The 19,684-nt window shown below is 58.6% G+C and carries 20 protein-coding genes; 12 read left to right on the forward strand and 8 right to left on the reverse strand.

The features are described 5' to 3' along the window. Positions 1–73: 73 nt before the first annotated feature. The 6 genes from ACIQT8_RS00345 (at position 74) to ACIQT8_RS00370 (ending at position 5,679) form a co-directional block, all read left to right on the forward strand. Entirely contained in the window at positions 74–901 is an 828-nt protein-coding gene (locus ACIQT8_RS00345) for an RNA methyltransferase (protein ID WP_138793896.1), read from the forward strand. After that, complete coding sequence (gene murI / locus ACIQT8_RS00350) at positions 885–1,697, forward strand: glutamate racemase (RefSeq protein WP_262522786.1); 813 nt, start codon at positions 885–887, stop codon at positions 1,695–1,697. The genes ACIQT8_RS00345 and murI overlap by 17 nt, the downstream gene beginning before the upstream one ends. A 385-nt stretch (positions 1,698–2,082) precedes the next feature. Further along, entirely contained in the window at positions 2,083–2,322 is a 240-nt protein-coding gene (locus tag ACIQT8_RS00355) for a hypothetical protein (protein WP_138793894.1), read from the forward strand. Between the two features lie 154 nt (positions 2,323–2,476). Continuing rightward, positions 2,477–3,112, forward strand: a complete 636-nt coding sequence (locus ACIQT8_RS00360; protein ID WP_400962201.1) for a LysE family translocator — start codon at positions 2,477–2,479, stop codon at positions 3,110–3,112. A 37-nt stretch (positions 3,113–3,149) separates the two neighbouring features. Next, positions 3,150–4,034, forward strand: a complete 885-nt coding sequence (locus tag ACIQT8_RS00365; protein WP_138793892.1) for an EamA family transporter — start codon at positions 3,150–3,152, stop codon at positions 4,032–4,034. Positions 4,035–4,164: 130 nt separating this feature from the next. After that, complete coding sequence (locus tag ACIQT8_RS00370; RefSeq protein WP_400962205.1) at positions 4,165–5,679, forward strand: helicase HerA domain-containing protein; 1,515 nt, start codon at positions 4,165–4,167, stop codon at positions 5,677–5,679. Between the two features lie 32 nt (positions 5,680–5,711). Here the strand turns inward: ACIQT8_RS00370 and ACIQT8_RS00375 are convergent, their stop codons facing one another. Then, positions 5,712–6,701 carry a TerC family protein gene (locus ACIQT8_RS00375; RefSeq protein ID WP_400962208.1) on the reverse strand — a complete coding sequence of 330 codons (990 nt, stop codon included), beginning with the start codon at positions 6,699–6,701 and terminating at the stop codon, positions 5,712–5,714. 452 nt (positions 6,702–7,153) lie between these two features. On the opposite strand from ACIQT8_RS00375, the gene rpsD reads away from it, so the two are divergent. From rpsD to ACIQT8_RS00400, 5 genes are all read left to right on the forward strand, one after another. Further along, entirely contained in the window at positions 7,154–7,771 is a 618-nt protein-coding gene (rpsD, locus tag ACIQT8_RS00380) for a 30S ribosomal protein S4 (RefSeq protein ID WP_138793889.1), read from the forward strand. A 70-nt stretch (positions 7,772–7,841) separates the two neighbouring features. Beyond that, positions 7,842–8,771: a glutaminase gene (locus tag ACIQT8_RS00385; protein ID WP_138793888.1), complete on the forward strand. Its 930-nt coding sequence runs from the start codon at positions 7,842–7,844 to the stop codon at positions 8,769–8,771. Positions 8,772–8,834: 63 nt separating this feature from the next. Next, on the forward strand, positions 8,835–9,743 hold the full coding sequence (ttcA, locus tag ACIQT8_RS00390) for a tRNA 2-thiocytidine(32) synthetase TtcA (RefSeq protein WP_262522784.1): 909 nt from the start codon (positions 8,835–8,837) through the stop codon (positions 9,741–9,743). Between the two features lie 12 nt (positions 9,744–9,755). Next, positions 9,756–10,583 carry an inositol monophosphatase family protein gene (locus ACIQT8_RS00395; protein WP_138793886.1) on the forward strand — a complete coding sequence of 276 codons (828 nt, stop codon included), beginning with the start codon at positions 9,756–9,758 and terminating at the stop codon, positions 10,581–10,583. Between the two features lie 28 nt (positions 10,584–10,611). Beyond that, positions 10,612–11,436 (forward strand): inositol monophosphatase family protein, encoded by an 825-nt coding sequence (locus ACIQT8_RS00400; RefSeq protein ID WP_138793885.1) that lies wholly within the window; start codon positions 10,612–10,614, stop codon positions 11,434–11,436. 73 nt (positions 11,437–11,509) lie between these two features. Here ACIQT8_RS00400 and ACIQT8_RS00405 read toward each other — a convergent pair whose 3' ends face one another. From ACIQT8_RS00405 to ACIQT8_RS00415, 3 genes are all read right to left on the reverse strand, one after another. Next, the gene (locus tag ACIQT8_RS00405; RefSeq protein WP_138793930.1) at positions 11,510–12,718 is read right to left on the reverse strand and encodes a multidrug effflux MFS transporter; all 1,209 of its coding nucleotides are present in this window, start codon (positions 12,716–12,718) and stop codon (positions 11,510–11,512) included. Positions 12,719–12,854: 136 nt separating this feature from the next. Further along, positions 12,855–13,190, reverse strand: coding sequence for a Grx4 family monothiol glutaredoxin (gene grxD / locus ACIQT8_RS00410; protein ID WP_138793884.1), 336 nt, complete (start codon positions 13,188–13,190; stop codon positions 12,855–12,857). 144 nt (positions 13,191–13,334) lie between these two features. Continuing rightward, positions 13,335–13,598, reverse strand: coding sequence for a hypothetical protein (locus ACIQT8_RS00415; RefSeq protein WP_400962218.1), 264 nt, complete (start codon positions 13,596–13,598; stop codon positions 13,335–13,337). Between the two features lie 114 nt (positions 13,599–13,712). Here ACIQT8_RS00415 and ACIQT8_RS00420 point away from each other — a divergent pair, with 114 nt between their 5' ends. Beyond that, positions 13,713–14,861, forward strand: a complete 1,149-nt coding sequence (locus ACIQT8_RS00420) for a hypothetical protein (protein ID WP_400962221.1) — start codon at positions 13,713–13,715, stop codon at positions 14,859–14,861. An 83-nt stretch (positions 14,862–14,944) separates the two neighbouring features. On the opposite strand, the gene ACIQT8_RS00425 is transcribed toward ACIQT8_RS00420, so the two are convergent. The 4 genes from ACIQT8_RS00425 to ACIQT8_RS00440 all read right to left on the reverse strand — a co-directional run bounded on the left by ACIQT8_RS00425 (position 14,945) and on the right by ACIQT8_RS00440 (position 19,669). Continuing rightward, on the reverse strand, positions 14,945–15,178 hold the full coding sequence (locus tag ACIQT8_RS00425) for a BolA family protein (protein ID WP_003516012.1): 234 nt from the start codon (positions 15,176–15,178) through the stop codon (positions 14,945–14,947). Between the two features lie 15 nt (positions 15,179–15,193). Beyond that, on the reverse strand, positions 15,194–17,428 hold the full coding sequence (gene purL / locus ACIQT8_RS00430; RefSeq protein WP_400962225.1) for a phosphoribosylformylglycinamidine synthase subunit PurL: 2,235 nt from the start codon (positions 17,426–17,428) through the stop codon (positions 15,194–15,196). Positions 17,429–17,542: 114 nt separating this feature from the next. Continuing rightward, complete coding sequence (locus ACIQT8_RS00435; RefSeq protein ID WP_400962228.1) at positions 17,543–18,133, reverse strand: acyloxyacyl hydrolase; 591 nt, start codon at positions 18,131–18,133, stop codon at positions 17,543–17,545. A 117-nt stretch (positions 18,134–18,250) separates the two neighbouring features. Beyond that, positions 18,251–19,669 (reverse strand): PLP-dependent aminotransferase family protein, encoded by a 1,419-nt coding sequence (locus ACIQT8_RS00440; RefSeq protein ID WP_400962231.1) that lies wholly within the window; start codon positions 19,667–19,669, stop codon positions 18,251–18,253. Positions 19,670–19,684 lie beyond the last annotated feature (15 nt).

The raw sequence follows: 19,684 nt of genomic DNA on the forward strand, positions 1-19,684 counted from the left end.
CGATCTGTGCGAGTGAGACGCGCTTTAGAGTATCGATTTTCGATACGGCGGTCTGGAAACTGGAAAACGAACTATGGCAGGTACGAACAGCGAGCTTGAACTTGTGGCGGAAGGCCCGGCGATCATTCTGGTCGAACCGCAGCTCGGAGAAAATATCGGCATGGTAGCGCGGGCGATGGCCAATTTCGGCCTCGCCGAATTACGCCTCGTCAATCCACGCGATGGTTGGCCAAGCGAAAAGGCCCGTGCGGCCGCGTCCAAGGCCGACCATGTCATCGATGGCACCAAGGTTTTCGATACGCTGGAAGAAGCGATCAAGGATCTCAATTTCGTCTATGCCACCACGGCTCGCGAACGCTACGGCTTCAAGCCGGTGCGCGCGCCGGTCACGGCCTGCGACACGCTGCGGACCAAATTCAAGGCAGGCGAAAAGACCGGCATCCTCTTCGGGCGCGAGCGCTGGGGTCTGACCAACGAGGAAGTGGCTCTCGCCGACGAGATCGTGACGTTTCCGGTCAACCCGGCCTTTGCCTCGCTCAACATCGCGCAGGCTGTGCTGTTGATGTCGTATGAGTGGATGAAATCGGGCATGGAAGATCTGGAAGATACGGTCTTCCAGTCCGTCGAACAGCGCCCGTCCACCAAGGAACAGGTTTTTGGCCTTTTCGAGCACATCGAAGAAGCGCTCGAGGCACGTGGATATTTCCACCCGGCTGAAAAAAAGCCCAAAATGGTCGACAACCTGCGTGCCGTGCTTTCCCGGCGGGGATTTTCGGAACAGGAAATCAGCGTGTTTCGCGGCGTAATCAATTCGCTCGACCGTTTCCCGCGTCGCTGGCCCAAGCAGGCCGGAAAGACGGAAACGACAGGGGAGACGACGGAGAATGGCTCTAGCGACTGAGATGGATGCAGCAGAACTGAAGCCGGTGCTGGTGTTCGATTCCGGCATTGGCGGTCTGACGGTCCTGCGCGAAGCGCGCGTGCTGATGCCCGAGCGCGGTTTCATCTATGTCGCTGACGATGCAGGGTTTCCCTATGGCGGCTGGGAAGAGGCCGCACTGAAGGTCCGCATTCTCTCGCTGTTCGAAGAGCTCTTGCGAGACTACGATCCTGAAGTCTGCATCATTGCCTGCAATACGGCATTCACTCTTGCGGGTGCCGATCTGCGTGCGAAATTTCCGGATATGACCTTCGTTGGTACGGTGCCGGCGATCAAGCCGGCTGCCGAGCGCACCCGTTCGGGGCTGGTTTCCGTTCTGGCAACGCCGGGCACCGTCAAGCGTGCCTATACGCGTGATCTCATCCAGTCCTTTGCCTCGCAATGTCATGTCCGCCTTGTCGGTTCGGAGAACCTTGCGCGGATGGCGGAAAGCTGGATCAGGGGCGAGCCGATTTCCGACGAGGCGGTGCTGGCCGAGATCGAACCGTGCTTTATCGATAACGACGGCAAACGCACCGACATCGTCGTCCTTGCCTGCACCCACTATCCCTTCATGGCGAATGTGTTTCGCAAGCTGGCACCCTGGCCGGTTGACTGGCTGGACCCTGCGGAGGCGATTGCGCGCCGTGCCCGCCATCTGGTGCCACTCGTCCAGGGGGCGGAGCATCCTGACGGATTTGACTTTGCGCGGTTTACGTCCGGCAAGCCGGATTTCGCGACACGGCGACTGATGCAGGGTTTCGGCCTCAGCGTCTAGGTCCAGACGGTCTGTTGCTTTTTTGCATCTGTTTTTCGCTGATTATGCAATTCGAGATTGCGGCGCTTGCGCATGCGGGCATCTCGTGTATCGTGGCAATCGTCTATAACCGCTAACTATGGAGGCGTGGAATGTCTGCAAATATCAATGTACGCCTTTTGGGCGTGTCCGCTATTTCGGGCAATGTTTCCGGTGGTTATATGACCCGAGGTTCTTGCCTCCGACAAGGCTGATACGCCTGTTTTCCTTGCCATCTGGCATTTTCACATCATCTGGCAATTGAGTTGCGCGTTCGCGCGGTGCTGAGCCGCGTCCGCTCGCCTCGCATGCCGTTTTTCATCACCAGAGGACCTGGCTGCCCGTGCGGCGCCGGGATGGATTTCCTATGCATAAAAATCAACCATTGGTAGCATTCAGTCTTCCTGATGCGGTCGACCGTCTGTTCGTCGTATTCGGTGTCTGGAAAACCGTAAAAACCGTTCTGCTTGCGGCGATTGTGCCGCGTGCGCCGCCCGACAGCGTTGACGATTTGCCGGAGTGGCTGCTTGACGATATCGGCGTCGAACCTTCCGCAAGGAAGAAGCGGCGCGATTGGTCGGCTCCTTATTGGGCGCCACGGTTCTGACAGCGCGTCATTCAACGGCCTGCACCATACCTGAGAGGGTCGGTGCAGGCCGGATTGTCACCGCATTTTTTCCGCCTGCCGTCACGCAGGCGACCACTTGCCAGCGTGGCGTTTCCATGGCTTGCTCGCTCCGATCAACAAGGGGAGTTTCCTCATGCCTCTCGAAAACTGGCTGGCCTTCGTGGCCGCATCCGCCATCATGCTCGCCATTCCGGGGCCAACGATCCTGTTGGTGATTTCTTATGCTTTGGGCCATGGTCGCAAGGCGAGCACGGCGACGGTTACCGGCGTGGCGCTCGGCGACTTCACGGCGATGACAGCTTCGATGCTCGGGCTTGGTGCGCTGCTTGCAACGTCGGCCGCACTTTTTACCGGGTTGAAGTGGGTCGGAGCGGCCTATCTCATCTATCTCGGAATCAAGCTTTGGCGTGCGCCCGTCAGCGGTGAAATGGCCGCAGGCGAGGGGGCAACGGGTCGGGAACGGCCGCTGAAGATCTTCCTGCATGCCTATGTCGTCACGGCGCTGAACCCGAAAAGCATTGTGTTTTTTGTCGCCTTCCTGCCGCAGTTCCTGGTGCCGACTTCGCCCTTCCTGCCGCAGGTGATTATCTTTGAAGTGACGTTTCTCGTGCTTGCCACCTGCAATGCGGCTCTTTATGGATTGCTGGCAAGTGCAGCCCGCAACACCATTCGCAAACCCAACGTTCAGCGCATCGCCAATCGTACCGGCGGCAGTCTGCTGATCGGCGCTGGTTTGTTGGCAATTGGCTGGAAGAGGGCTGCTTCCTGAAATGCCGCCGGCGGCGGTTTGAAATTCGGACATCCCAATGGCAGTGCCGCACATTCTTCTCGCCCTCGTTACCGTGTTTCTCTGGGGCTTCAATTTCGTTGTCATCAAGGTTGGCGTCATGGGCATGCCGCCGCTTTTGCTGACAGCCTTGCGCTATCTGTTTGCAGCCGTGCCGCTGGTGTTTTTCCTGCCGCGCCCGAAAGTGCCGTGGGGCCATATGATCGTCTACGGCATGGTCATGGGCTGTTTGCAGTTCGGGCTGCTCTACACGGCCATTAAATGGGGGCTTCCGGCCGGGCTGTCGTCGCTGGTCATGCAGTCTCAGGCGTTTTTTACCATGGCGCTGGCGGTAACCATGCTGGGTGAGATTCCGTTGAAGTCCCACATTGCAGGTGCCGGCGTTGCATTTGCGGGTCTTGCCGTCATTGGCCTGGAGCGGATGACGGCTGCCGCAATGATTCCGCTTCTAATGTGCGTTGGCGCTGCGTTCAGCTGGGCGATTGGCAATATCGTCAACCGCAAGGTCGGATCGGTCAATGCGATCTCCTTTGTCGCCTGGACAAGCCTGGTGCCGGTGTTGCCGCTCGTTATCCTCTCGCTGCTGCTCGAAGGCCCGCAGGCCATCGCCGATGGCATGGCGAGTGCCAACCTGATGACGGGCTTGGTGGTGATCTACATGGCTTACGGCGCGACGATCGTGGGAGCGGGCATCTGGAGTTTCCTGCTGCTGCGGTATCCTGCCGGAACGGTTGCGCCATTTTCGCTCCTGGTGCCGATTGTCGGTTTCCTCGGCGCCTATTTTGCTTTTGACGAGCACATTACGCGTCTTGAAATCATCGGCAGCACGCTGGTTGTCGGTGGCCTGGCGCTCAATGTCTTCGGCCGTCGCCTGTCCTTTGGCCGACGCCCGAAGGCGGTGTGACGCACCAGCAATTCCCTGTGCATTGTTGCGATGGGCAGGGTTATTCGTTTAATTTTTTGTTAAAGAGGGTGTTCGGTCGGCCTCCATGAGAGTCGGCGTTTCATCCATTCGCAATGCAGGGAAGTGTAAAGTGCAGGTCGGCATCGACATGGGAACGCTTTCGGGCGGGCAGGCTGCCAAGCTCGATATCGAGGAATTGCTGGCCACGCGTCTGTTGGTGCAGGGCAATTCCGGTTCCGGAAAGTCGCATCTTCTGCGTCGTCTGCTGGAACAGTCCGCGCCGTGGGTGCAGCAGGTCATCATTGACCCGGAAGGTGACTTCGTCACGCTGGCCGACAAGTTCGGGCATATTGTCGTGGATGGCGAGCGCACCGAAGCAGAGCTTGCCGGTATCGCCAATCGTATCCGCCAGCACCGCGTTTCCTGCGTTCTGACGCTGGAAGGTCTTGATATCGAGCAGCAGATGCGCGCCGCCGCTGCCTTCCTCAACGGCATGTTCGATGCCGATCGCGAATACTGGTATCCGGTTCTCGTTGTGGTGGATGAGGCGCAGATGTTTGCCCCATCCGTCGGCGGCGAGGTCACGGAAGATGCGCGCAAGGCGTCGCTTGGCGCCATGACCAATCTGATGTGCCGAGGCCGTAAACGCGGACTTGCCGGTGTGATCGCCACACAGCGCCTCGCCAAGCTTGCCAAGAACGTCGCGGCTGAAGCCTCGAACTTCCTGATGGGCCGAACCTTCCTCGATATCGACATGGCGCGTGCGGCCGATCTTCTCGGCATGGATCGCCGTCAGGCGGAAATGTTCCGCGATCTGCAGCGTGGTAACTTCGTTGCTCTTGGTCCGGCTTTGTCGCGCCGGCCGCTGCCGATCGTCATTGGTGCGGTTGAAACCTCGGCGCGTTCCTCCTCACCGAAGCTGATGCCGCTGCCGGATGCACCGCAAGATGTGGAAGACCTGATCTTCACGCCCGATCCGGAGGAATTCAACCGGCCGGTCGTTCGTCGTACGCCGCCTGCGCCGCGCCCGACAACGGATATCCTGGCGGAGCTTTCGCGATCGACACCGGCAGCCGTCACGTCGCCGTCCGAGCAGACACGGTCGAGCCAGCCCGAAATGTCCCCCGAAGAGCGGGAAGAGAAGATCGCCGGCGTGCTGATGGAAATTCTCGATGATCCGCAATCGGCCTATCGTACCGATGCTGTGCTCTATCAGGATTTTCTGGTGCGCGCCCGTATGCGGCGTATTGCCGGCACCCCCATGGCGCTGTCCGAATTCCGTCGTCAGGTGGCCATTACCCGGTCCGGCGTTGATGTGGAGATGGCGGCGAGCGAGCACTGGCAGACAGCGCTCAAGCTTTCAAAAAGCGTTTCCGACGACCTGCAGGGCGTCTTCCTGCTCTTGGTGAAGGCCGCGCTCGGCGAAGAGCCATGTCCCTCTGACGCCCGTATTGCCCGCGCTTACGGCACCCATTCGGCTCGCCGGGCCCGGCGCCTTCTCGGTTATTTCGAGGAAAAGGAACTGGTGGTCGTTCACGCCGATTTTTCCGGCAAGCGGATCGTGGCTTTCCCTGACCTCGACGCAAAAACCGCACCCGGCGATGCGGATGCGGCGGATGGAGACGTCAGTCTCGCTGCAGAATAATGAGAAAAGGCGGCTTTCGCCGCCTTTTGCATTTATGCCTTGTCGATGGCCTTGTCTTCGTTGCGCGTGGCGATCAGCGAGCCGATGATGCCGGTTGCCAGAATGGCGACGGTCACGCCGAGTGAAAGAGCCGGCGGGATCTTGGCGATACCCAGCATGTCGGCGACAAAGATTTTCGAGCCAACGAACACCAGAACCGCAGCCAGCGCGTATTTCAGATAAGCGAAGCGGTGCATCAGGGCTGCAAGCGCGAAGTAGAGCGCACGCAGGCCAAGGATTGCGAAGATGTTCGACGTGTAGACGATAAACGGATCGGTGGTGATCGCGAAAATCGCCGGGATCGAATCGACTGCGAAGATCAGGTCGGCAATTTCGACCATGATAAGCGCCAGGAACAGCGGCGTAACAAAAGTCTTCAGCTTGCCGGTCTTCGAATCGGTTTCCTTGACGAAGAACTTTTCGCCATGCAGGGCATTGGTGACCGGGAGGTGGCTGCGCAGGAATTTCAGGATCTTGTTGTTGCCAATGTCATTTTCATCGTGGTCGGACGAAAACAGCATTTTCAGGCCGGTGAAGACCAGGAAAGCCGCGAAGAAATACAGAACCCAGTGGAAGTTTTCGACGATGGCCGCACCAGCCGCGATCATGATGCCGCGCAGTACGATAACGCCGAGGATGCCCCACAGCAGGACGCGGTGCTGGTATTGGCGCGGAATGGCGAAATAGGAGAAGATCATGGCGATGATGAAGATGTTGTCCATCGCCAGGCTTTTTTCGACAACAAAGCCCGTGACGTATTCCATCGCCGACTGTTGACCGGATTGGTACCAGATCCAGCCGCCGAAGGCCAAGCCGATGGCGATGTAGAAACTGGACATCAGCATGCTTTCGCGAATGCCGATTTCCTTGGAATTCTTATGCAGAACACCAAGGTCCAGGGCCAGAAGGCCGAGAACGAGAGAAATGAAAACCGCCCACATCCATGTGGGGGTGCCGAGAAAATCCAGAAAGAGGAAGTCCATCAGTCAACCTTTAGCCGGACGAGGTTGGCTTTTCGGATGGGGAACGCATATCAGAACTTAACGTGGCCCCATCCTATAGAAACTCGACATCACGTGTTGTCCGGTAACACGCCAGAGGGGCCCGAGTTCTGATCACGACGGGGAGATAGGATGCCTTTCCGGCTTTTCAAGAGCGGAGCTGTAAAAAAACGAAAATGGCGTGTTTGACAAATTTGTAAAACAGCTATAGAAGCCGCCCCAACGCCGGGCAGTGATGTCCGGTGTGTTTCGTTGACTGCCTTGCAGTTTATAAGCTGACGTTCGGCGGTCAACATCACCGACATGTCCCGTGGCTTCTCCACAAGCGTGTGTGAGAATCCTGTCAGAGGTTCTGAAACGGATCTCAGAGGAGGGCGTGTTTCCTTAATCCGGTTTGGCAACAGACCGGCATAACCTGTTTCGAAGGAAATACGATGAGCAAGCGCGAATCGGCTAAGTACAAAATTGACCGCCGTATGGGCGAAAACATCTGGGGCCGTCCGAAGTCCCCGGTTAACCGCCGCGAATACGGCCCGGGCCAGCACGGCCAGCGCCGCAAGGGCAAGATGAGCGACTTCGGCACGCAGCTGCGCGCCAAGCAGAAGCTCAAGGGCTACTACGGCGAACTGCGTGAAAAGCAGTTCCGCGCAACCTACGACGAAGCAAACCGTCGCAAGGGCGATACCTCTGAAAACCTGATCGGCCTGCTCGAGTCGCGTCTGGACGCCATCGTCTACCGCGCAAAGTTCGTTCCGACCGTTTTCGCATCGCGCCAGTTCATCAACCATGGCCACGTCACGGTTAACGGCGTTCGCGTTAACATCGGTTCTTACCGTTGCAAGCCGGGCGACGTTATCGAAGTTCGTCAGAAGTCCAAGCAGCTCGCAATCGTTCTCGAAGCTGTTGCTCTCGCTGAGCGCGACGTTCCTGACTACATCGAAGTTGACCACAACAAGATGGTTGCGACCTACGCTCGCGTTCCTTCGCTGTCCGACGTTCCGTACCCGGTCATCATGGAACCGCATCTGGTCGTCGAATTCTACTCGCGTTAATCGTCGGGTTTTATTATTCAAGAAGCCGCCCCTTGTGGGCGGCTTTTTTGTTTGTTGCGGAAGGCTGGGTATGCAGGACATTCAGGCGATCGTCGATTCGATCTATGGCAGCATGGTGCCGCGGCTGGGCGAGGGGAAAGTCGCTGACTATATTCCCGAACTGGCCAAGATCGACCCGAAGCAGTTTGGTATTGCCGTAACCACTGTGGATGGCACGACCTATACGGCGGGCGACGCTTTGGCGCCGTTTTCGATCCAGAGTATTTCCAAGGTCTTCATGCTGACGCTGGCGCTCGGCAAGGCGGGGGAGACGGTCTGGAACCGTGTTGGCCGCGAACCGTCCGGCTCGTCCTTCAATTCCATTGTCCAGCTCGAACATGAGCATGGCATTCCGCGCAACCCCTTCGTCAATGCGGGTGCGATCGTCGTCAGCGATATCGTGCTTGCCGGACATCAGCCGCGCGAAGCAATCGGTGAACTCCTGCGTTTCGTGCGTTATCTTGCCGATGACGATACGATCAGCATTGATGACACGGTGGCGAAGTCGGAACAGGCGACCGGTTTCCGCAACATGGCGCTTGCCAATTTCATGCGTTCGTTTGGCAATATCCATCATCCGGTGGACTATACGCTGGGTGTCTATTTCCATCAGTGCGCGCTGGCCATGAGCTGCTCGCAGCTTTCCCGTGCCGGGCTGTTTCTGGCAAACCACGGGCGCAACCCGTTGACCGGGCACACTGTCGTTTCCGATCGTCGGGCCCGACGGATCAATGCGCTGATGCTGACCTGCGGCCATTATGACGGTTCGGGCGATTTCGCCTATCATGTCGGCCTGCCGGGCAAGAGCGGTGTTGGCGGCGGTATTCTCGCGGTGGCGCCGGGCAAGGCGTCGATTGCTGTCTGGTCGCCGGGTCTCAACAAGGTCGGCAATTCGGCGCTAGGTTCGGTTGCGCTGGAAATGCTGGCGACAAAAACCGGCTGGTCCGTGTTCGGGGCTTGATCTTCCCGGCATATACAGGCATTTCGAGCATCAAAGGTGGCGGACAAGCCAAGCGAGCTAATCATGAACATTATCACGAGCATCGATGATATGCCGGATCAGGATCTGACCGGAGAGCAAAACGGCTCGCACCCGCTGTTTGCCAACGCGCCGAGTTCCGTCTCGTTCAACAAGCTGCGCAAGCGCTTGCTCCGGAACGTGCGACAGGCCTTCGAAGACTTCGACATGCTGAAGGGCCAGAAACGCTGGCTCGTCGGGCTATCCGGTGGCAAGGACAGCTATGGCCTGCTGGCGCTGCTGCTGGATCTGAAATGGCGCGGTCTTCTGCCGGTCGAGTTGATCGCCTGCAACCTGGATCAGGGGCAACCGAATTTCCCCAAGCATGTTCTGCCCGAGTACCTCACCGGGATCGGCGTGCCGCACCGCATCGAATATCGCGACACCTATTCCGTCGTGAAGGAAAAGGTTCCGCAGGGCGGAACCTACTGTTCGCTCTGTTCGCGGTTGCGGCGTGGCAATCTCTACCGCATTGCCCGCGAGGAGGGCTGTGACGCGTTGCTGCTCGGCCATCACCGCGAAGACATTCTCGAAACCTTCTTCATGAATTTCTTCCATGGCGGCCGGCTTGCGGGCATGCCCGCCAAGCTGATGAATGACGAAGGCGACCTGATGGTGCTGCGGCCGCTTGCCTATTGCGCCGAGGACGACATGGCGAAGTTTGCCGCTGCCATGGAATTCCCGATCATTCCCTGCGACCTTTGCGGTTCGCAGGACGGGTTGCAGCGCAATGCCATGAAGGACATGCTGGCGGATATCGAGCGGCGTATGCCGGGCCGCAAGGATGTCATGTTGCGGGCGCTTGCGCATGTGAACCCGTCACATCTGCTCGATCCGAAGCTTTTCGACTTTTCGGCGCTCGCTGTCACCGAGCCGTCACATCAGGAGCGTAGGGAGGCCCACCCTCCCTTATGAAAAAGATCCTCCATGCCACTTTCTGATTCCGACCTGGACTTTCTCGTTTCCACTGTTGCCGCTGTCGGCGCGGAAGAAATTCTTCCCCGTTTCCGAAACCTGAGCGCCGGAGCGATCTCGGAAAAGTCGTCGGCTGTGGATCTTGTGACGGAGGCCGATCTTCTCGCTGAAAAACGGATTACGGCGGCACTGCTGGCGCGCTTCCCGAAGGCGCATATCGTGGGTGAAGAAGCCTATGATGCGGACAAGTCCGCTGTTCCGGCGCTTGCCGATGCGCCACTTGCCTTCGTCATCGATCCCATAGACGGCACGTTCAATTACGCGTCCGGCTTTCCTGCCTTTGGAACCTTGCTGGCAGTGACCGTCAAGGGTGAAACCGTTGCCGGCATCATCCACGATCCCGTCATGGCCGACACCATCATCGCTGTCAAAGGCGAGGGGGCTTACCTCACGCGGAAAAACGGTACGCGGGCAAAACTCAAGGTCGCCGATCCGGTGCCGCTTTCGGATATGGTCGGTATCTTCTCCTGGGGGCACAGCCACATCGATCGGCGTCCGGTGATCGCGGCCAATATGGCGAAGACCAAGATGGCGCTCTCGCTGAACTGCTCGGCGCATGAATATTGGCTGGTTTCCACCGGCAAGCTGCACTTCATAGGTCACGAGAAGCTGATGCCCTGGGATCATCTGGCCGGCGTGCTCGTTCACCAGGAAGCGGGTGGGTACACGGCCCGTTTCGACAATACCCCATATCGTCCCGGAGACATCACCGGTGGCATTCTGTCCGCGCCTGACAAGGAGAGCTGGAGAATGCTGCGCCGGGAAATTGCTGCCTTATAAATTCAAGACCACAGGAAGGATGACGCCCATGAGTATCGAACTCGACATTGCAGCACTAGCCACCACGCTTCAGGAAGCGGCAGCGGTGGAAATTCTGCCGCGGTTCCGTAATCTGGGCGATGGCGACGTGCGTATCAAAACCGAGGCGATCGACCTCGTGACCGAAGCCGATGAGGCCGCTGAACGCCTGATCCGCGCCCGTGTCGAAGAGATCATGCCGCAGGCGGTCTTTATCGGTGAGGAAGCGGTTGCGGCGGACGCGTCGCTGCTTGGCAAAATCGCCGATGCCGATCTTGCCGTTGTGGTCGATCCGATCGACGGCACCTACAATTTCGCATCCGGTCTGCCGCTCTTCGGCGTGATGATGAGCGTCGTTTCCAAGGGCGAGACCATTGCCGGCCTTATCTTCGATCCGATGGGCAATGACTGGGTGATTGCCGAGAAGGGCTCCGGCGCGTGGCTCTGCAGCGCAGACGGTGCACAGACGCAGATGTCGGTCGTCCCGGCGCCTGAGCTGTCGCAGATGATCGGCATTGCCAACACCGGCTATTTCGATATCGAAACTCGTCGCAAGGTGCTGTTGAACCTTGCCGATGTGCGCCTGTTCACCAGCTATCGTTGCGCGGCACATGAATATCGCCTGTTCTGCGGCGGTCACATGCACTTCCTGATGTACAACAAGCTAATGCCCTGGGATCACCTGGCGGGTACGCTGATTTCGCAGGAAGCCGGCGCCTATGCGGCACGTCTGGACGGTTCGGCTTATCTGCCGAGCCATGTCGACGGCGGGCTGCTGCTTGCTCCCGATCAGGCAACCTGGGAGTTGCTGCGTGAGAAGATCTTCACCGTCTGAAGACGGTATCTTCCAAAAGAAAAGGGCGCGGGAAGACATTCCCGCGCCCTTCGTTTTTTGATGAAATGCGTTCTTATCGCGTCGGCTTGTTGTGGGCCTGGAATAACACGCCCTTTTCACCGATCAGCACGAAGATCAGGCCGATGATCGAGACGACAAAGAAGCCGGCGACCATTGGCAGCGCCGTGCCGTCGAAAGCCTGTCCGATAACGGCACCGATCAGCGAACCGCCGACTGTGCCCATGAAGCCGATGACCGACGAGGCTGTTCCAGCGACGTGACCCAGCGGTTCCATCGCCAGAGAGTTGAAGTTCGAGCCGATCCAGCCGAACTGGAACATGGCGAGCGCGAAGAACACGATGAAGATCGCGAACGGCATCGGTTCCGGCCCCAGAACCTGCACCAGCAGCCACAGGAAGGTGATGGCGATGAAGCCAAGCAACGACCCGTGCGAGAGCTTGCGCATGCCGAACTTGCCGACCAGCCGGGCATTGATGAAGGACGAGAACGCCATGAACAATGCGACGCCGGCGAAGGCGGCCGCAAACCATGCACCGAGCCCGTAAATGCCCTTGTAGACCTGCTCTGCGGAGTTGATGAAGCCGAACAGGGCGCCGAAGATGAAGGTGCTGGACAGTGTGTAACAGAGCGCAATGCGGTTGGTGAGGACGATCTTGAAGCCGCCGATAACCGAGCGAACCGTCAGGGGGCGTACATCATCCGGGTGCAGTGTCTCGGGAAGACGGTAATACATCCACGCGGTCACCACGGCTGCGATGACGGCCATGAAGGCGAAGATCAGGTGCCAGTCACCAAAGAACAGCACGATCTGGCCGGTGCCCGGCGCGATGACAGGCACAACCATGAAGACCATCATGATCAGCGACATCACTTCGGCCATCTGGCGGCCGCCATAGATGTCACGGACGATCGACACTGTGATGACGCGGGTTGCCGCCGAGCCGATGCCCTGGATGAAGCGCAGCATGAGCAGGCCGGAGAAGGACGGTACAAAAACAACGGCGATGGCTGAAACGATGTAGATAGCCAGACCGAAAAACATCGGCTTGCGGCGCCCGAAACGGTCCGAAATGGGGCCGTAGAAAAGCTGGGCGATACCAAAACCGAGAAGATAGGCGGAAATGACATACTGGCGATGGTTTTCGTTCTCGACGCCAAGCGACGCGCCGATTTCCTGAAGGCCGGGCAGCATGATGTCGATGGCCAGTGCATTGAGCGCCATCAGCATTGCGGCCAGGCCAATAAATTCCGTGCGCCCCATCGAGCCTGCGCGCGAAGCGGTGGATTGTGAAAGATTTGTCACAGAGTTTGCCCCAAAATAACGGCAAAGGCGTTGCATGACGCAACGCCTGGCATAGTTTTCTGACAATCAGAGTGGGCCGGTTTCCCGGCCGAAATCAGGCCGCGCCGCGGACGCTGATACCCTGTTCTTGGAAATGGTTTTGAAGTTCACCGGACTGGAACATCTCTCTTACGATGTCACAGCCACCGACGAACTCACCCTTGATGTAGAGTTGCGGAATGGTCGGCCAGTTGGAGTAGTCCTTGATGCCCTGGCGGATATCGGCATCGGCAAGCACGTTGATGCCCTTGTAGTCGACGCCGAGATAATCGAGAATCTGAACGACCTGGCCGGAGAAACCACACTGCGGGAACTGCGGGGTGCCCTTCATGAACAGCACCACATCGTTGCTCTTCACTTCGTTGTCGATCATGTCGTTGATGCCGCTCATGGGCCAAATCCTTTCAACATGCGGGTCAAGGCCGCTGCTTTGTCTTTGTTCTTAAATAACATGTCGCGACGCGATTTCCACCCACCGCGGCTAAAAAACTGCGGCAGTTGCAAACCCGTCGGGTCAGATTTTCGAACTCGTACCTTAGCGGCTTCTCTGCTTGCTGCGCGAGGAGGCGGTTCGGCGTTTGCTGACCTGCTTTCTGGCAGGTTTACGCTTGGCAGTGGAGGATGAGCTGCCGCCGAGCGCCGCCTCGATGATCGAGCCGACAATACCGCCCGCTAGCGAGGTGGTGCTCTTGGTCCTGCGCTTTGTGCGGCGGGTTTTCTTGACGCCCGTCTTTTTCAGAATCTCAGCCATGGCGCCCTTCATGACGCCGCCAACGAGCTCATCTACGATCTTGGACAAATTTTCACCGCCTGCAAAATCTACCATATTTCGGTCGTGATTTTTACTATACGTGCGTCACCCACTGTATCAAGCGATCCTTTTGGGTATTTCAAACCCAAAGGTTCTTTGTTTATGGCGACTGTGCAGTCACGGCTGGTATTTTATTTTCCCGGTTTCGATCCTCTCGATGCGGCTGCCCACCATCTGCGGTATCAACGTGCCGCTGCCCTTGCCGGCAAGACCTGGGACGTGGCCTATGAGGTGGGCAAGCTGGAGAGCACACCGGCCGGCGACCATTTCACGGTTGATGCCCGCATAGGCGAGAAAAACACGCGTTCCTCCATTTTCGTCTACGATCACAACGACATCATTTCGCATCTGCGCAGCACGTCTGTCGCGCAGCAGGTCGCCTCTGGCTTCAAGGCCGGAGCAGGGATCATCGCCGAAGGCGCTGCCGTTCGTTACTTCCGCTATGCCTGGCGGTTTGGACTGTTTTTCATTTTCCCGTTTCTCCTGATGCTGGCAGGTGGTGCCGCGACTGTGGCAATCACCTTTCTGCCTTGGCTGTTCGGCCTTTCCGCCTGGCTCTGTCTGCTGAGCGTGCCGGTTGCGGCGCTGTTCTTCGTAAAAGCATTCCTGCCGTTTGCGGAGCGTTTCCATACCCTGCATCTTTACGCCGACTGGCGGTTTGCGCTTGCCGTGGGCAGGGACGACCCATTGGCGCGTGAATGGATCGAGGACAAAGCGCAGGCGGTGCTTCTCGCCCTTGAACAGCCGTCCGAAGAAATTCTCGTCGTGTCTCACAGCATGGGTGCAAGTCTCGCACTGGCCGTGATCGGACGGGTGCTGGAATTGCAGCCGGATGCCCTCAAGGGCCGCAAGCTGTCTTTCTCGACCCTTGGCGGGGCTGCGTTGCAATGCGCCTTCCTGTCGAGTGCAACGCGGCTGCGGCAGAGCATCGGAAAGGTTGCGCATCACCCGGAGGTGACATGGTTCGACATTCAGTGCCTGACCGACCCCATTCATCTTTATCGCTGCAATACGGCCCATCTAGCGGGCCATGAGGATGCGCAGCAGCCCACCATCGTGCCGATCCGCTTCAAGCATTCGCTCTCGACGGAGCGCTACAAGAAGAACAAGCGCAACTTCCTGCGCATGCACAGGCAATATGTGCTCGGTCCGGATCGCAAGTCGGGATTCGATTTTACTTTGATGACCGCCGGGCCTTTGCCGGTGGCGTCATTTGCCGGGCTGGAGTCGCAGCAGCCCCCCGTCCTCTAAGCGGCAACGCCATTTCAGCTCTGAAAACAAGAAGGCCCGCGTGAGATGTCACGCGGGCCTTTGAGTTTCATCTTGCGGGCAGATCACTCAGGCGCAGATGTCTGAAGGGCGAGGGCATGCAGAACGCCGCCCATGTTGCCCTTCAATGCGTCGTAGACCATCTGGTGCTGTTGCACGCGGGTCTTGCCCTTGAATGCGTCAGCGACGACTTCCGCCGCGTAATGATCGCCATCACCGGCCAGATCGCGGATCGTGACCTTTGCCCCGGGGATTCCCGCCTTAATCATGTCTTCAATGTCGCCGGGTTTCATGGGCATGGTGTTTCTCCTTGATTATTCTGCAGCGACGAGAGTTTCGCCGTCCATGAATTCAGGGAACCACGATTCATAGGCCGAGTGCAATTCTTTAATCTCGACAGCACGCGCCGTGCCCAGCTTTACGCTGGAGCCGCCTGTAACGCCGATTTTCTGGCAGGAAACGCCCGATGTCTTGGCAGCCGCCTCGACCTTTTCGAGGTCTGATGTCTTGACCGTCAGAACATAGCGACCCTGGTCCTCGCCGTAGAAGGTGAGGATCGGATTATGGCCTTCAACCGCATCGACAGTTGCACCGATACCGGACGAAATTGCCATTTCGGCAACGGCGAGCGCCAGACCACCGGACGAGCAGTCGTGAACGGCAGTCGTCAGTCCGTCGACAATCAGCGAACGAACGAAATCGCCGTTCTGCTTTTCGGCAGCGAGATCGACATGCGGGGCAGGGCCATCGATACGGCCGTGAATGTCACGCATGTAGACAGACTGGGCAATATGGCTGCCGAGGCCGACAGGTGCGCCAATCAGAAGAATGACTTCATCAGCCGCAGCAAAACGAATGCGAGCCATCTTGCCCCAGTCCTTCAGCAGGCCGACGCCGCCAATGGTCGGAGTTGGCAGGATCGCCTGACCGTTGGTCTCGTTATAGAGCGAGACGTTGCCCGAAACGATCGGGAATTCCAGCACGCTGCAGGCTTCGCCGATGCCCTTGATGGCATGAACGAGCTGGCTCATGATCTCGGGCTTTTCCGGGTTGCCGAAGTTCAGATTGTCGGTGGCAGCCAGCGGCAGAGCGCCGGTTGCCGTGATGTTGCGCCAGCACTCCGCAACGGCCTGCTTGCCGCCTTCGAATGGGTCGGCCTCAACGTAACGCGGCGTTACGTCGGAGGAGAAGGCAAGTGCCTTCTTGTCATGACCTTCAACGCGCACCACACCGGCGTCACCGCCTGGAAGCTGCAGGGAGTTGCCCTGGATCAGCGTGTCGTACTGTTCGTAGACCCAACGGCGCGACGAGTTGTTGGCAGAACCGATCAGCGAAACGAGCGCATCGGCAACATCGGCCGCAGGCACGTCGTTTTCCGCAAGCGGTGCGGCAACCTTGGCCGGTGTCCACGGACGGTCGTATTCCGGAGCCTGATCGCCGAGATCCTTGATCGGCAGGTTGGCAACTTCTTCGCCGTTATGCAGAACGCGGAAACGCAGATCGTCGGTGGTCTTGCCGACGATAGCGAAGTCCAGACCCCACTTGACGAAGATCGCCTTGGCAACGTCTTCCTTGGAGGGCTCGAGCACCATGAGCATGCGCTCCTGGCTTTCGGACAGCATCATTTCGTAAGCCGTCATGCGCTCTTCGCGCACCGGCACGGTATTCAGGTCAAGCTCGATGCCGAGGTCGCCCTTGGCGCCCATTTCAACAGCCGAGCAGGTCAGGCCAGCCGCTCCCATGTCCTGAATTGCGATGACCGCGCCGGTCTTCATCAGTTCAAGGCAGGCTTCCAGCAGGCACTTTTCGGTGAAGGGGTCGCCGACCTGAACCGTCGGGCGCTTTTCCTCGATGGACTCGTCGAACTCGGCAGACGCCATCGTTGCACCACCCACGCCGTCACGGCCGGTTTTCGCACCAAGGTAAACGACTGGAAGGCCAACGCCCTTGGCTTCGGAAAGGAAGATGGCGTCGGACTTGGCAAGGCCGGCAGCGAATGCGTTGACCAGAATGTTGCCGTTATAGCGCGGATCGAATTCCACTTCGCCACCAACGGTCGGAACGCCGAAGGAGTTGCCGTAGCCGCCAACGCCTGCAACGACGCCTGCGACAAGGTGACGGGTCTTCGGGTGATCCGGAGCGCCGAAGCGCAGCGCGTTCATGGCTGCGATCGGACGCGCGCCCATGGTGAACACGTCGCGCAGAATGCCGCCGACGCCGGTTGCCGCGCCCTGGTAAGGTTCGATGTAGGACGGGTGGTTGTGGCTTTCCATCTTGAAGACGACGCAGTCGCCGTCATCGATATCCACGACACCGGCGTTTTCGCCCGGTCCCTGAATGACGCGCGGCCCCTTGGTCGGCAGCGTCTTCAGCCACTTCTTCGACGATTTGTAGGAGCAGTGCTCATTCCACATGGCGGAAAAGATGCCGAGCTCGGTGAAAGTGGGCTCTCGTCCGATCAGGTCGAGGATACGCTGGTATTCGTCGGGCTTCAGCCCGTGGGATGCAACGAGTTCCGGGGTGATCTTGATGGAGTTTGGAATCGACATAGGTCTCACGCGGTTCGAGCCGAGGGAAGTTTCCGGTTCTTTAGCGCAAGAGGCTGATTGGCGCGACAGGAAAATGCGCGATAAACCCAGCAAATCGCCGCTTTATGCCCTTATTCAGAACTTGTAACCGACCATCAGGCCCACTCGCGTCAGTCCGTCGTTGGGGCCGTCGCAAAGATTGGCGTGTGATGCGTGCTCGATCTGGGCCGAAATGTTCCAGTTGTTGTCAAAGCGATAGCCGATCGCGGCGTATTCGTGAAAAAGCGCCCGACAGCCGAACTCAGGTCCCGTTTCGCCGGGGCCGTTTTTCAGCTTGCCGTCATGCCACAGCCCGCCAAAACCAAGATCGATGAAGATTTTCGGATTGAGATCGAAGGTCCAGTTCACCCCGCCGAAAATGGTGTTGGCAGCGCCATCGGTGCCAATTTCAGTGCCGATGTGGAGGCGGGGGCGGGCAAGCTTTTGACCAAGCGTGACGGCCGAAGCGTTGGCGAAGGGGTCGAAATATGCGGTAAAGGCGGGGAATACGCCATCTTCGCCGCCATTGTCCGGATTGGAGACGGAAGCCGTTGCGCCAAACCGCAACTCGTCGAACACGGTTCCTTCGGCAGCCTGCGCCCCCGTCACTGCAGCAATGGGCAAAAGGGCAGACATCATAGCCATAGCGATCGCGCGCCTGGCGGAAAAGGAACCGAATGCAACCATCGAATCAACCCCCGCTCTGATCAGGCGGAGGATGCCAGATTCGCGGGGTTAGGAAATGATCCGGTTTTCGAATTCCGCCTGCTGTTGCGCGAAAGACTCTGTTGCCATCAGATCGGCTCAGGCAACGCTTTCATATCCGGCCGAACCATTGTCGAGCAGGCGACGCAGAATGCCGAAGGCTTCGGTCATTTCCTGCTGCGTCGAGGGGCCGGAGAAGCTGATACGGACGCGGTGATAGACCTTCTCGGCTCTGCCGGCCTTGAACTCGTCCTCATCATCGATCAGCACGCCTTCTCGCGCGGCAGCGCTGCGGAATGTCCCGGAAAGCCAGGGTTCAGGCAGCTTCAGCCAGAGGAAGGCAATATCCGGCAGGGAATTGAACTCCATGCCGGCAAGAACCTTTCTGGCGATCGCTTCGCGCTGATTGATCTCGGCAAGACAGTCCCTGCGGATATCGTGCGCGTCACCGCTGTTGACGAGGCGGGCATTCAATTCCGCCAGCATGAACGGCAATCCGCCAGTCATCATCGAATGCGAGATGCGGATTCGCGATGAAAATTGCGCGGGGCAGGCCACCCATCCACCGCGAACACCGGCTGCAACAGATTTGGAAAGGCCTCCCACAACGAAGGTCATATCCGGCGCGAACTCAGCGATAAGCGGAATTTCTTCGCGGGTCATAGCGCCGTACAAATTGTCTTCGATGATCCAGACGCCGTATTTGCGGGCGATGTCGGCAATCATCCGCCGCCGCTCTTCCGGCAAGGTGGCGCAAGTGGGGTTCTGTCCGGCCGACATCAGAAAGATCATCTTCGGGTGCTGCTGGGCGCAGACCCGCTCGAAATCTTCGGGAACGATGCCCTTGTCATCCGCTTCGACCAGCGTCACCCGCCGTCCGGCAAGGGCCGCGCTGCGGCTGATGTGCGAATAGGTGAGGGGCTCGAAAACAATCCGGTCGCCGGGCGCAGTCATGGCGGTAATGACGCTCATCACGCCCGCATGCGCACCGAGCGTCGAGACGATGTTTTCCGGCTTGGGGGACCAGCCATTCTGCGACAGCCAGCGCGCGCCGGCGATGCACCAGCTATCCGGCAATGCCCTGATGTAATTGGTGATCTCGGAAGGGCAGTCTCGGGCAATCTCACCGATATGCGCGCCGATCAATGCGCTTTGGCCGATATCGGGGGCGGCCGTCGTGTTCATGCGGAATTCGCCCTTAACGTCGAGCCCGTGGCGTGTTCCACCGAAGGCTGCCGTTGTCGGCGTGGCCTGGGTCTGCGGTGTGGGAGATTTTCGTTCGTTGACATAGGTGCCGCGGCCAACCTCGCCACTGACCAACCCGCGCTCGTGTATCAGCGCATAGGCCCGGCTGATTGTACCGATTGTCACGCCCAGGTCGTAAGCGAGGTTGCGTTGTGGCGGCAATTTTGTGCCGGCGCCAAGCGTGCCATCCGAAATCGCGCCTTCAATGCTGTCTGCAAGGCGGAGATAAATCGGGCCATCGCCCTTGGTGATGTCTGGAAGCCAATTTGTCATGGTGACAATTTATGC

Source organism: Agrobacterium sp. NPDC090273 (genome assembly GCF_044772305.1).
Taxonomy (GTDB): domain Bacteria; phylum Pseudomonadota; class Alphaproteobacteria; order Rhizobiales; family Rhizobiaceae; genus Agrobacterium.

Bases quoted from the DNA above. Each gene is read 5' to 3' on its own strand.
- ACIQT8_RS00355 (WP_138793894.1), top strand. From the start codon at position 2,083: ATGCATAAAAATCAACCATTGGTAGCATTCAGTCTTCCTGATGCGGTC.
- ttcA (WP_262522784.1), top strand. From the start codon at position 8,835: ATGAACATTATCACGAGCATCGATGATATGCCGGATCAGGATCTGACC.
- murI (WP_262522786.1), top strand. From the start codon at position 885: ATGGCTCTAGCGACTGAGATGGATGCAGCAGAACTGAAGCCGGTGCTG.
- ACIQT8_RS00365 (WP_138793892.1), top strand. From the start codon at position 3,150: ATGGCAGTGCCGCACATTCTTCTCGCCCTCGTTACCGTGTTTCTCTGG.
- rpsD (WP_138793889.1), top strand. From the start codon at position 7,154: ATGAGCAAGCGCGAATCGGCTAAGTACAAAATTGACCGCCGTATGGGC.
- ACIQT8_RS00435 (WP_400962228.1), bottom strand. From the start codon at position 18,133: ATGGTTGCATTCGGTTCCTTTTCCGCCAGGCGCGCGATCGCTATGGCT.
- purL (WP_400962225.1), bottom strand. From the start codon at position 17,428: ATGTCGATTCCAAACTCCATCAAGATCACCCCGGAACTCGTTGCATCC.
- grxD (WP_138793884.1), bottom strand. From the start codon at position 13,190: ATGAGCGGCATCAACGACATGATCGACAACGAAGTGAAGAGCAACGAT.
- ACIQT8_RS00345 (WP_138793896.1), top strand. From the start codon at position 74: ATGGCAGGTACGAACAGCGAGCTTGAACTTGTGGCGGAAGGCCCGGCG.
- ACIQT8_RS00420 (WP_400962221.1), top strand. From the start codon at position 13,713: ATGGCGACTGTGCAGTCACGGCTGGTATTTTATTTTCCCGGTTTCGAT.
- ACIQT8_RS00360 (WP_400962201.1), top strand. From the start codon at position 2,477: ATGCCTCTCGAAAACTGGCTGGCCTTCGTGGCCGCATCCGCCATCATG.
- ACIQT8_RS00405 (WP_138793930.1), bottom strand. From the start codon at position 12,718: ATGGGGCGCACGGAATTTATTGGCCTGGCCGCAATGCTGATGGCGCTC.
- ACIQT8_RS00385 (WP_138793888.1), top strand. From the start codon at position 7,842: ATGCAGGACATTCAGGCGATCGTCGATTCGATCTATGGCAGCATGGTG.
- ACIQT8_RS00440 (WP_400962231.1), bottom strand. From the start codon at position 19,669: ATGACAAATTGGCTTCCAGACATCACCAAGGGCGATGGCCCGATTTAT.
- ACIQT8_RS00395 (WP_138793886.1), top strand. From the start codon at position 9,756: ATGCCACTTTCTGATTCCGACCTGGACTTTCTCGTTTCCACTGTTGCC.
- ACIQT8_RS00375 (WP_400962208.1), bottom strand. From the start codon at position 6,701: ATGGACTTCCTCTTTCTGGATTTTCTCGGCACCCCCACATGGATGTGG.
- ACIQT8_RS00400 (WP_138793885.1), top strand. From the start codon at position 10,612: ATGAGTATCGAACTCGACATTGCAGCACTAGCCACCACGCTTCAGGAA.
- ACIQT8_RS00425 (WP_003516012.1), bottom strand. From the start codon at position 15,178: ATGCCCATGAAACCCGGCGACATTGAAGACATGATTAAGGCGGGAATC.